Genomic DNA, 12,069 nt, shown 5'->3' with positions numbered 1-12,069 from the left:
TGCCGAACGCATCGACAGGCCCGTGATCTTCTTCCAGGGACTTGATGATCGAATCGTGCTGCCGCAACAGTCACGGCAAATGGCGGCCGCGCTCCGCGACCAGGGCATCCCGCACGCGCTGGTCGAATTCGAGGGCGAGGGCCATGGCTTCCGCAGTGCCGACACCATCATCACGGCACTCGAAAGCGAGCATGCCTTCTACCGGCGCATTCTCGAGCTGGACTGCGAGCTGCCGATGCGCAAACTCGACATCCACTGTCTCGACGAATCACGGGGCTGATTCTTGCGCGGGCCGACACTCCTCCTGTTCCTGTTCGTCACCGCCGGACTGCCGATGCCGGCGCAGGCGGAACAGCAGATCGACGTGGAGATACTGGTTCCCGATGAAACGCTGCGCGGCAATATCGCGGCATTCCTCAGCATCTACCAGTACCGTGACCGGGATGACCTGAGCGCACCGGCCGTTCGTCGCCTGCACGAGAAGGCGCCACAGGAGATTCGTCGCGCCCTGCAACCTTATGGCTACTACTCGCCGGACATCACCTCGCGCCTGCAACACACGGCTGGCGGCTGGCATGCCAGCTACCAGGTGGCGCCCGGTCCGGCCGTCATCATCAATCACTATTCACTGAGCATCGCGCCAGGCATTCCGCCCGATGCAGTCACCGAACAAGGTCGCTCGAATGCAATTCGCGAACTGCGCAGCCTGCTGCTGCCAATGCCGTTCCGCCAGGGCCAGCGTCTCGAACACGCGCGCTACAGCAGCTACAAGGATCGTGTTCTGAAAACCGCGCTGTCGCTCGGCTTTCTCGATGCACGGTTCGAAACGGCCAGGCTGGAAGTCGACACCGATCGATTGCAGGCGGACATCCGGTTGCGACTGGCGCTCGGACCACGCTATCGGTTCGGAGAGGTCACCATCGAGCAGGACATCCTGAACGACGATTTCATGCAACGCTTCGTGGAATTCGAACAGGGCGAACCATTCGATTACGACAAACTGCTGAATCTCCAGTACAGCCTTATCGACAGCAACTACTTCAGCAATGTCAGCGTGGAACCGCACCGCGAGCAGGCCGTCGAACATATCGTGCCCATCACGATACGGGCGACAGCCAACGAACGGACCCGCTACCGCGTCGGCTTCGGTTACGGCACCGATACCGGCGGACGGGTGACCTTCGGCATGCAGCGCCGCTACGTCAATCGGCGCGGCCACTGGCTCGATGCCGAAGCGCAGTTTGCCGAAGTTCGCAACACCGCCACCGTCGCCTACAACATTCCCCTGGGCCGGCCTGGCAGCGAGTACTTTCGCATTGCAGCCAAGTCGCAGTTCGAAGAGCTTGCCGACACCGAATCCCGCATCAACGAGCTGAGTCTCAGCCGCGTGCGCTCGCTGGGACGCTGGCAACAGACGCTCTATACCGTGCTGCGCAAGGAGGACAGTTTCCTGCCGGAAGGCGAGTTCGAGAGCAAGACCGTCGTGCCTGGTGCCTCCTGGCTGACCAATCGAATGAACAATCCGCTCTACCCGACCGAGGGATACAAGCTGTACGGCGACATCCATGGCTCGCATCCGGCACTGGGCTCGGACGAGACCTACCTGCAGGTCAGGGTGCAGGGCCGTCGCGCCTGGCCAGTCAGCGAACGCCTGCGTTTCTTCAGTCGTCTCGACATCGGTTACACGGCCATCGACGAGGAAGAGGAATTGCCAGTGTCCGAACGCTTCTTCGCCGGTGGTGACCAGTCGGTGCGCGGCTTCGATTACAACCGTCTGGCGCCGGTGGATGCCGAGGGCAATATCGTCGGCGGCAAGTACTTGCTGGTCGGCAGCGTCCAGCTGGATTACCGCATTACCCAGAACTGGGGCGTCAGCACGTTCTACGATGCGGGCAACGCCATGGAGAGCCTGGACGAGGAGCTGGAAGCTGCCTACGGCATAGGAGCAATCTGGTTCTCGCCGGTCGGTCCGGTGCGCCTCAGCGTGGCGCGCCCGGTCAATGAGGACCGGGTGCCGAAGTCCGGCTACGAAATTCATTTCAACTTCGGGCCGGACCTGTGAAGCGCCTGCTGAAATATCTCCTCGGCCTGCTGCTCGTGCTGCTGCTCGGGTTCACGATCCTGCTCAATCTCAGTGCGCCCCTGCAATGGCTGGCGCGGCAATTGCCGGCCTGGACCGGCAATGCGGTAACGGTGGCGTCGGCGGCCGGCTCGCTGGCCAGCGTGATCACCCTGCACGATGTCCGTATCCGGCTGGGTGACGACCACATCGACATCGCCACGATCGAAGTGGAAGCAGAACCGCATCGATTGTTGCTCGGCGAAATACTGCTGCCGCGCGTCCGCCTGATCGATGCCAGCTACCACCTGGCCGCCAGGCAGGATGAGGTCGACCGCGAAGCCACCATCGACATCGCCGGCTTGCTGCAGAAACTCGCGCTGCCCGTGACCCTGAACATGCCGTGGGTCAGGATCGACGATGTTCTGCTTTGCCAGCAGGCGCAGTGTGAACGCCAGATAGAGAACATGAAATTCGGGCTGCTCTGGGATGACGGCCGCATCGCGTTCAGCGATATCGATGGTGCGGGCGAAGCGGCTGCCGCGCGTGGCAGCGCAGCCATCGGACTGGCCGCACCCTTCCCGGTCGACATCGAACTGGCGCTGGCCTCCACCTGGCGCCAGCCGGGATTGCAGGCAGAGCTGGCTGCAAGGGGCGCACTGGCAGCACTGCAGGTGGAGTTGCAGTTGTCATCGCAGGGCGACACTGGCACGAGCATCCACGTCGACGGCGAGCTGGCAAGGCTGCTCGACCAGCCGCAGGTGGATGCCGGCATCGACATCCGGCAACTGGACAGCAAGACGATCACGAACTGGACGGGTATCGAATTGCCGGAGGCGCGCCTCGCTGCTGCAGGTCGCCTGTCCTACCGGCAGCAAGCGCTGGCATTTCGTGGCGACGTCGATGCCGCGCTGTCACCGCTGGACCGGATACAGGGCAGGCTCGCACTCGATTGGCAGGATGGAATGCTCACCCTGGCTTCCGATCAACTCGAGGTCCTGCCGGTCAGCAGCAAGCTCTCCATCGAGGCCAGCGTGGACATTGGAAAGACAGCAGGGGGGCTGCACTGGCAGGCAACGGTTCGCGCCACAGACATGCTCTGGCCGGGGCTCGAGCCACTGGCGCTGCGCAATATCGAGGCGCAGCTCGAGGGCGACAGCAAGTCACTTGAGACGACAGCGAGTTTCGATGCCTTTGACGGCGGTGGCCAGCGCGCCACGCTGCAAGGCGGACTGCTGTTCGACACGCTGGCCTTCGATGCCGACATCGACGCCGGCGAACTGCATCGCGACGAACTGCAGCTGGGCGATCTCGTACTGAATGCCAAGGGCACGCCTGACAACTACCAGCTATCGGCCAGGGGCAAGGCCAGCCATGCCGACTTGCCGACACCGGCACGGTTCGAACTGTCGGGACGAGGCGACAGGGAATCCGTCCGCGTGAACGTCGACCAGCTGCTGGCCATGCAGGGCAGCACCCGCGGCAGCCTGCAACTGGACTGGCGGAAGGCGTTGCGACTTGAAGGCCAGCTCAAGTCACGGCAACTGCGATTGGAGTCGCTGTTCGCACACGGCGAGCCGCGACTGACCGGCAGCATCGACCTGGAGAGCCGGTTTCAGGTCGATACCGGCGGGCGCGGGCGAATCGCGCTGCAGGACATCCGGCTGTCGGGCAGCATCAACGGCAGCCCGCTGTCCGGCAATGGCGACCTGGCACTGGAGCAGGACGTGCTCGCGGTGAAGGCCTTTGCACTGCAACTCGGCGAAGCAGAATTGCAGCTGAAGGGTGATACGCAACATGTCCTCTTCGAGCTGGACATTCCCGAGCTTGCCAGGCTCGACAACCGGGCGGCCGGCCAGCTGGCGGCCACGGGCCGGATCGGCAAGCGGCTGAACCAGCCGACACTGCAGCTGGCTGCCAACGCGACGGCAGTCCGCTGGCAGGACTGGCGACTGGCTGCCGCCAACATCGAGCTCGACCTTCCCGCTGGCTTTGACGCAGACGCAACCCAGCATATCCGGCTCGACGACCTGCGCGACGGCACGATGCCGTCCATCGACCTGGCGATCGACGTCCGGGGCAGCCGCGCGCGCCATGACATCGACGTCGGCCTGACCACTGTCGATGGCAAGGTGCAGGCCATGCTGCAGGGCGGATTGCGGGAAGACATCGCGCCATGGGACGACAATGCGGCCAGCTGGCAAGGCAAGCTGCAGTCCTTGCGTGCGACAGTTTCGGGCACCGATGACGACTGGCAGCTCGAGGCACCGGCGAACATCACGCTCGCGCCACCCGCCGGCGAGCTGGCCGGTTTCTGCCTTGAGCGCGCGGACAGCCGGATCTGCACGCAAGGCATCCAGGTCGATCGCGAGTTGCTCAGCCTGGGATTCGATATCGAACGACTCGCACTGGCCGACTTGGCGGCGTTCATGCCGACTGGCTTCCGCGCCAGTGGCAAAGTCACCGGTCACCTTGACTATCGCCAGGTCGGCGATCGTCGCAGCGGCGGGTTGAGCCTGCGTGTCGGCGCGGGCCGTTTCGCAGACGAGCGACTGGCCCGCCCGACAGACGGCAACGACAGCGACGCAGGCATGCCGGCCAGCGACGACGACGGCATGCTGGTGGAATGGCAAGGCGCGACGCTTGACGCCAGTCTCCGGGACCGCGTGTTCCGGCTGACTGGCGAAGCCCGGCTGGATGCCGACAGCCAGGCCGATGCCGAACTGCGAATCGACCTGCCTGCAAATGGCAGGAGCGAGCGAGCGCGACTGACCGGCAAGGCCAGCCTTGCGCTGCGTGACCTGTCCCTGTTGCCCGCGTTCTTCCCGGACGTGCGTGCAGTCGAAGGCCTGCTCGAATCCGAGCTGGCGATCAGCGGCACCCTGGGTCAACCACGACTGAATGGCCGACTCAGCTTTGTCGACGGACATGCCGAACTGACCCCGCTGGGAACTCGCTGGGATGACATCAACATCCGGCTGGACGTCAACGACAGTGCATTGCAGGGCAAGGGCAGCCTGCGCAGTGGCGATGGCGAGCTGCGATTCGCCATCGATGGACAGGATTTCCTGGAGCAGGCAAGCGCCACGCTGGCCGTGGAAGGCGAGAATTTCCTGGCCGTGAACTCACCGGAGGTCGAGCTGATCATCAGTCCGCGCATGGACCTGGCGCTGGCAGACCGCCATGTCGATATCCTCGGAACGATCGATGTTGTCAGCGCCCGCCTGCAACCAAGAGACTTTTCGTCCGGTACTTCGGTGTCGGATGACCAGGTCATCGTGAATCGCGATGACGCTGACGGCAGCGGTCGCTACACGTACAACGCCGAGGTGAAGACCCGACTGGGCAATGACACGCGCTTTTCGGGCTACGGGCTCGACACGCGCCTGACCGGCGAGCTGACAGTGCAGGCGGCGACCGACCAGCCGGCGACAGCAAGCGGGACCATCGACATGGCAGCCGGCAAGTACCGGATCTACGGGCAGACACTGGATGTCCAGCGCGGCCGACTGGTGTACACCGGCCAGCCGATCAGCGAGCCCGGGCTGGACGTGCGCGCCGTTCGCCAGGTCAACCCGAACCAGCTGGTCGGCATGAACCTGCGTGGCACGGCCAGTGCCCCGAAACTCGATTTCTTTGCCGAACCGGCCCTGCCGCAGACCGAGATCCTTTCCTACCTGGTGTCGGGAAGCTCGGTTGGTGAAAACCAGGCAGCCGGAGGCAACGTGGATTCGGCGAGTGTCGCGCTCGGTCTTGGCGCCGGCCAGGTGCTGGCCGATGCCGGCGACAAGGTGGGTATCGACGAAGTGCGTTTCTCGGAGGTGAGCGATCGCGAGCAGGCTGCGCTGATTCTCGGCAAGTACCTTTCGCCGGACCTCTATGTCGGCTACGGCATCGGCCTGTTCGATGCGGTAAATTCCTTCCGCATCAACTATCGCCTGTCGAGCAAGTGGACGCTGGAAGCCATCTCCGGCATCAAGTCGAGCACCGACCTCATCTACACCATCGAACGCTGACGCCGTTCAACTGCGGAGGAGCTTCTGCAGCCACTGGCTGATATCGGCAATCTCTTCCATGCAGACCGAGTGCGGCATGGCATAGCTGTGCCACTCCACGTCGATGCCCTGCTCCACCAGCCAGTCACGGCTGTTCTCGCCGAGGGCCAGCGGCACGACAGGATCCTGTTCGCCGTGGGCAACGAAAAACGGGGTTGCCGCATTCACCGGCCGTGCCGGCAGCTCTGCACGCAAATCGTCCAGCATGAAGGTCGACAGGCCCATGATCCCGGCCAGTTTCTGCTCCAGCCGCAGACCGAGATCCAGCGCGATGGCGCCGCCCTGCGAAAAGCCGGCCAGCACGATGCGCTCGCTCGGAACACCCCGCTCGATTTCCCGCTCGATCAGTTGCGTGATGGCGGCACGCGTCTCGGTAAAGCCCTCGTGATCCACCGCGGCATTGCGATCCAGGTCCGCGATATCGAACCAGGCCGGCATGACGTACCCGTTGTTCAAGGTGATCGGCCGTGCGGGAGCATGCGGAAACACGAAACGCACCCGCAGATCTGACGGCAGGCGCAGCTCCGGCACGATGGGTTCGAAGTCATGGCCGTCGGCGCCGAGGCCGTGCAACCACACGATGCTGTGCGTGGCGTCCGCGGGGCCGATCTGCACGCTATCCAGGAAATCCGACATGTCCTGCCTCCAGCTTGGGTCGGGGGAGTGTAGCAAATGCGCCCGGGAATGAGCCCGGGGCGGAGGCTATGGTATCTTGCCGCTGTCACTCTCACCGCCCGCCGGAGACATCATGTTCGACTGGATTGCCGACCCCAACATCTGGGCTGCACTGATCACCCTGACCGCGCTCGAGATCGTGCTGGGCATCGACAACATCATTTTCATTTCCATCATCGCCGGCAAGCTGCCGCCCGAGCAGCAACCCAAAGCGCGGCAGCTCGGCCTGGCCGGGGCCGTTGTGACCCGCCTTGCGCTGCTGGGCTCGGTGTTCTGGCTGGCCAGGCTGACCGATCCGCTGTTCACGCTGTTCGGCGAAGGTTTCTCGATACGTGATCTCGTGCTGATTGGCGGCGGCCTGTTCCTGATTGCGAAGAGCACGTTCGAGATCCACGGCAGCCTGGAAGTCGAGGACCATGATTCCCCGACCATCCCGAGGACCATTTCCATGTCGGCGGTGATCACGCAGATCATGATTCTCGATGTGGTGTTCTCGCTGGATTCGGTCATTACCGCCATCGGCATGGCCGACACCCTGTGGGTCATGGCAACCGCCATCATCATTGCAGTCGGCGTGATGCTCGCCTTCGCCGGCATCATCAGCGACTTCGTGCACGAGCACCCGACGATCAAGATGCTGGCGCTGTCCTTCCTGGTGCTGATCGGCACGGCGCTGGTGGCTGAAGGTCTCGATTTCCACATTCCGAAGGGCTACATCTACTTCGCCATGGCGTTCTCCTTCTTTGTCGAGATGCTCAACCTGCGCATTCGCAAGCAACGGCTGGCTGCTCGCAAGACGAAGGGCTGAAGCAGATTGGCGCTTGCTGAACTCAAGGCGATACCGGAAATCCACAGCCGCAGGCTCCGTCTCGAAGGCCTGCGCCCCGAGCATGCGGCCCCACTGCACGCCGGCGTTTTCAGCAGGGAAAAGGTGATGCACTACACCACCTTGATGCCATTTGAATCGCTCGAACACACAGCCGAGTTCATCGACGAACAGTTGCGTGGCTTCAGGGAGCGACGGTCGGTGCACTGGCTGGCCAGCGAGAAGAACGGGGATGACCTGGTCGGCATCGTCAGCCTGCATGACATCAACCTGCGGCATGAGCGTGCCGAACTGGGCTACGTGCTGACCGAATCGGCGTGGGGCAAGGGGCATGCCAGCGAAATCGTCGCAAGCTTGCTGCGCTTCGGATTTCATACGCTCGGCCTGGCCCGCATCGAGGCAGAAGTTGCCTGGGGCAACGAGGCGTCGATTCGCGTCCTGGAAAAGAATGGCTTGCGCAAGGAAGGTGTCCGGCAGGCCCGCTACCGGAAGGGCGACACCTTCCGTGACGCCACCGTGTTCGGCATGCTCGCGCCACGCCTGCGTTGATCGGTGCCGCCGTTGCGCGCGATTATGGAAAATCGGTGAAATGGCCGGCCTGTCACACGCTCGCGGCTTGCATGCCCGGCGCCGGCACCGCTTAATGTCATTTCGACGCAGCCAACCGCAGGACCCGCAATGCGCATCGGCATTACTGCCAAGCTTTTCCTGGCCATCCTGACCGTCAATGTCATTCTCATTGGCGGCCTGACCTATTCCGCGCGGCAGGGTCTCGAATCCGGTTTCCTGAATTACGTCAACAAGGTCGAGGCCAAGCGACTGGAGCCACTGGTCGGTTCGCTGGCCCGTTCCTACGAGCGCTACGGCGGCTGGGGATTCCTGCGCCGTGATTACCTCGAATGGTCGCGGCTGTTGCGCAACTTCGAAACCAGCCAGATTTCGACCCTGCCATTCAATCTCTGGGTCGGTGGTGACGCGCCGGATTACGAAGCGCGCCTGACACTGCTCGACGAGCGGAAGCGCCGCATACTCGGCAAGGCCGACCCGGCCGACGACGCCACGGTCTATCCGATCCGGCGCTTCGACGATGTCGTCGGTTACCTCGTGATCTCGCCCTCGCAGCAACTGACCGACGTGGTCGACCGCGAGTTCCAGCAACGGCAGGCGCGTGCCCTGCCCGTACAGGCCGGCACGGCGCTGGTGATTGCCGCCATTGCCGCCTTGCTGCTGGCTCGCCTGTTCCTCGCACCCGTAAAGCGGCTTGGTCGCGCCACCCACCAACTGACCCGCGGCAACTTCAAATCGCGGGTCGACATTCGACGGAGTGACGAGTTCGGCCAGCTGGCGAAGGATTTCAATTCACTCGCCGCCACGCTGGAGCAGAACGAACGCCTGCGGCGCGAACTGACCGCCGACATTGCTCACGAGCTGCGCACACCGCTGGCGGTGTTGCGCGCCGAACTGGACGCCGTCATGGATGGCGTGCGGGAAATGAACGAGGAAACGCTGGCGTCATTGCAGAACGAGGTCAGTCGCCTTTCGACGCTGATCACCGATCTCAACTCGCTGGCGCTGTCGGATGCGGGCGCCTTGAGTTACCGCCGTCGTGACTGCAACCTGGTGACGCTGGTGGATGCCGCCATCGAGAGCGTTGCCGGGCGCATGGAGGATGCGGGAATCCGCATCGAGTTCGAACACGAGGACGCCATTGCCACCGCCTCGCTGGATCCGGAGCGCTTCGACCAGTTGCTGACCAACCTGTTCGTCAATTCCCTGCGCTACACGGACGCACCCGGCCTGGTACGTGTCAGCCTGGGAAAATCGGATGACGAATGGCTGTTGAATATCGATGACTCCGAGCCCGGGGTCGACGAAACCGCCATGGAGCGCCTGTTCGACCGACTCTACCGCGCCGAAGGCTCGCGCAATCGCGCTTCCGGTGGCAGCGGGCTCGGGCTCGCCATCGTGCGCAAGATCGTCGAGGCCCACGAAGGCAGCATCGTCGCGAGCCACTCGCCGCTGGGCGGGCTGTGCATGCAAATTCGATTGCCACGGGCCGATCGGCCCGGCACCACCGGTTTCAACACCGACTGACCGGCGGTCGCAGCAACCCCATACCGCTGAATGAAGAGGAAACGGACATGAGCGAAGCAAAAGACATCCTGATCGTGGAGGACGAAGAGAAGCTGGCGAAGCTGCTGGCCGATTACCTCAAGGCTGCGGGTTACGAACCGCGGATCATCGATCGCGGTGACACCGTGGTGGACAGCGTGCGCGAGAATCCACCGGCCGCCATGCTGCTCGACCTCATGCTGCCGGGCGGCGACGGCATGGAGATCTGCCGCGAGATCCGCCAGTTCTCGCAGCTGCCGATCCTGATGGTCACGGCGCGCGTCGAGGAAATCGATCGCCTGCTCGGCCTGGAACTCGGCGCCGACGACTACATCTGCAAGCCCTATTCACCGCGCGAAGTGGTCGCCCGCCTGAAGGCCGTGCTGCGACGCATCGAACGCGGCGGCGACACCTCCAACCTGCCGATCACGGTTGATCGCGATTCCTACACCGCGCGGTGCAACGACAAGGAGCTGGAACTGACACCGGTCGAGTTCCGCCTCCTGGCGACCCTGGTCGAAAGCCCGGGGCGCGTGTTCTCGCGCGACAAGTTGCTTGACCACATCTATGAAGACCATCGGGTCGTGGCCGATCGCACCGTGGACTCGCATGTCAAGAACCTGCGCCGCAAGCTGGTCGATGCCGGCATGGGCGAGGACATCATTCGTTCCATTTACGGCGTCGGTTACAAGCTCGACATCTGATCCGGCCGCCACGGCGAGCTTCATGGTTTCTCCACCCCGGCACTGCAATTGGGCCGTGCCGGCAGCCTATGCTCAGCGCAGGTTTTCGAAACAACGGGAGAAGACCATGAACAAGCAAACCCTGATCCTCGTGGCGCTGGCCACCGCATTCAGCGTTACCGCCTCGGCCGATCCCGGCAAGGGCCCGCATGACGGCAAGGCCGAGAACATGCGCCCGGACGGGAAGCCGCACCCCCTGCTCCGGCAGGTCGATGCCAACAAGGACGGCGAAATCAGCAAGACCGAAGTCGATGCCGTGCAAGCCCGCCGCTTTGCCGCCATCGATACCGATGGCAATGGCGAGGTCAGCCGCGAGGATATCCTGGCGCAGGCCCGCGAGCGCGCCGAGGAGCGACTGCAGCGCATGGCCGACATGCAGATCGACCGTCTCGACGAGAACGGTGATGGCGTCGTGAGCCAGGAGGAATTCAATGCACGCTCCGACCAGGGCTTTGCCCGTCGCGACGCCAATAATGACGGTGTCCTGACGCGCGGCGAGCTGCGCCCGGACGGCCCGCGCGGCCCCCGCAACGAGCGGCAGCAGCGCCGCGGACCGCGGGAAAGTGGCGAGGAAAACGACTCCTGACGCCGGACCCGGCAAGACCTGACAACCCGCCCGGAGCACTGATCCTGGCGGGTTTTTCATGCCCGCAACCCATCCAAGCTCACGTTTCCCTGCACAGTTTCCGGACAATTCCTGCGCCCTGCGCAGGGATACTGCAATCGTACCTCCTGCGAAGGGCGCCCGGGCCAAGCGGATTAGGGCCGCTACCCGGGCCACGCCATCGCCACAGGACACGAGATTTTCATGTAGATCCCCTGCCCTCCAAGCTCCTGGAGGATTAGCCCGCCCAACCGGCGGGCTTTCTTTTTTCCGGCACGACGCAGCCCTTGGCGAACGACAGCAGCCAGTGGCAAGATGCGCCGATGCCGATACCCCTGATACTTTCCTGGAGCGGTGGCAAGGACGCCGCGATGACCCTGCATGCACTGCAGCAGGATCCGCGCTATGAGGTCGTGGCGCTGCTGACCACCCTGAACCGCGATTACCGCCGCATTGTCATGCATGGCGTGCGGGAGGACGTGCTGGATGCACAGGCAGCGGCACTGGGCCTGCCATTGGACAAGCTGTGGCTGCCGGTCGCACCCGACAACAGCGCCTACGAAGCCGTCATGCGTGAGGCCATGCTGCGCTGGCAGGCGAAAGGCGTGCATCACGTCGCGTTCGGTGACCTGTTTCTCGAGGACGTTCGCGACTACCGGATTGCACAACTGGCCAGGGTCGGCATGGAGGGCGTGTTCCCGCTGTTCGGCAGTGACACCCGGCAACTGGCCCGACATTTGATTCGCGAGGGATTCAAGGCGAAGCTTTCTTGCGTGGACGGAAGCCAGCTGCCGGCGCATTTCGCCGGCCGTGATTTCGATTCAGCCCTGCTGGCGGACCTGCCGGCCGGTGTCGACCCTTGCGGGGAAAATGGCGAGTTCCACAGCTGCATCGAAGCCGGGCCGATCTTTCGGCAACCGCTGCGGGTTCGCCGCGGCGAGAGCGTGACGCGGGACAGCCGTTTCCATTACGTCGACCTGCTGCTGGACGACTGA

At 63.6% G+C, this 12,069-nt stretch carries 10 protein-coding genes; 9 read left to right on the top strand and 1 reads right to left on the bottom strand.

Annotated elements, in window-relative coordinates; translation table 11 throughout:
* The 3 genes from R3217_04885 to R3217_04875 all read left to right on the top strand — a co-directional run.
* A partial coding sequence (locus tag R3217_04885; protein ID MDX1454774.1) for a prolyl oligopeptidase family serine peptidase occupies positions 1-280 on the top strand: 280 nt, incomplete at its 5' end.
* A gap of 3 nt (positions 281-283) precedes the next feature.
* Positions 284-2,062 (top strand): autotransporter assembly complex family protein, encoded by a 1,779-nt coding sequence (locus R3217_04880; GenBank protein ID MDX1454773.1) that lies wholly within the window; start codon positions 284-286, stop codon positions 2,060-2,062.
* Positions 2,059-6,075, top strand: coding sequence for a translocation/assembly module TamB domain-containing protein (locus tag R3217_04875; protein ID MDX1454772.1), 4,017 nt, complete (start codon positions 2,059-2,061; stop codon positions 6,073-6,075). Before R3217_04880 ends, R3217_04875 begins: the two co-directional genes overlap by 4 nt.
* Positions 6,076-6,081: 6 nt before the next feature.
* On the opposite strand, the gene R3217_04870 is transcribed toward R3217_04875, so the two are convergent.
* A complete protein-coding gene (locus R3217_04870) occupies positions 6,082-6,750 on the bottom strand; it encodes a dienelactone hydrolase family protein (protein ID MDX1454771.1) in 669 nt (222 codons plus the stop codon).
* A gap of 112 nt (positions 6,751-6,862) precedes the next feature.
* Here R3217_04870 and R3217_04865 point away from each other — a divergent pair, with 112 nt between their 5' ends.
* The 6 genes from R3217_04865 (at position 6,863) to R3217_04840 (ending at position 12,069) form a co-directional block, all read left to right on the top strand.
* A complete protein-coding gene (locus R3217_04865; GenBank protein MDX1454770.1) occupies positions 6,863-7,597 on the top strand; it encodes a TerC family protein in 735 nt (244 codons plus the stop codon).
* Positions 7,598-7,603: 6 nt separating this feature from the next.
* On the top strand, positions 7,604-8,164 hold the full coding sequence (locus R3217_04860; protein MDX1454769.1) for a GNAT family N-acetyltransferase: 561 nt from the start codon (positions 7,604-7,606) through the stop codon (positions 8,162-8,164).
* Positions 8,165-8,293: 129 nt separating this feature from the next.
* A complete protein-coding gene (locus tag R3217_04855; protein ID MDX1454768.1) occupies positions 8,294-9,709 on the top strand; it encodes an ATP-binding protein in 1,416 nt (471 codons plus the stop codon).
* A gap of 47 nt (positions 9,710-9,756) precedes the next feature.
* Positions 9,757-10,431 (top strand): response regulator, encoded by a 675-nt coding sequence (locus R3217_04850; protein MDX1454767.1) that lies wholly within the window; start codon positions 9,757-9,759, stop codon positions 10,429-10,431.
* A 106-nt stretch (positions 10,432-10,537) separates the two neighbouring features.
* A complete protein-coding gene (locus R3217_04845; protein ID MDX1454766.1) occupies positions 10,538-11,056 on the top strand; it encodes an EF-hand domain-containing protein in 519 nt (172 codons plus the stop codon).
* 341 nt (positions 11,057-11,397) lie between these two features.
* On the top strand, positions 11,398-12,069 hold the full coding sequence (locus R3217_04840) for an ATP-binding protein (protein ID MDX1454765.1): 672 nt from the start codon (positions 11,398-11,400) through the stop codon (positions 12,067-12,069).

The sequence above is a fragment of the Gammaproteobacteria bacterium genome (assembly GCA_033720895.1).
Lineage (GTDB): Bacteria > Pseudomonadota > Gammaproteobacteria > Natronospirales > JAJUFS01 > JAWWBS01.
This window is presented reverse-complemented; position numbering and strand designations above follow the sequence as displayed.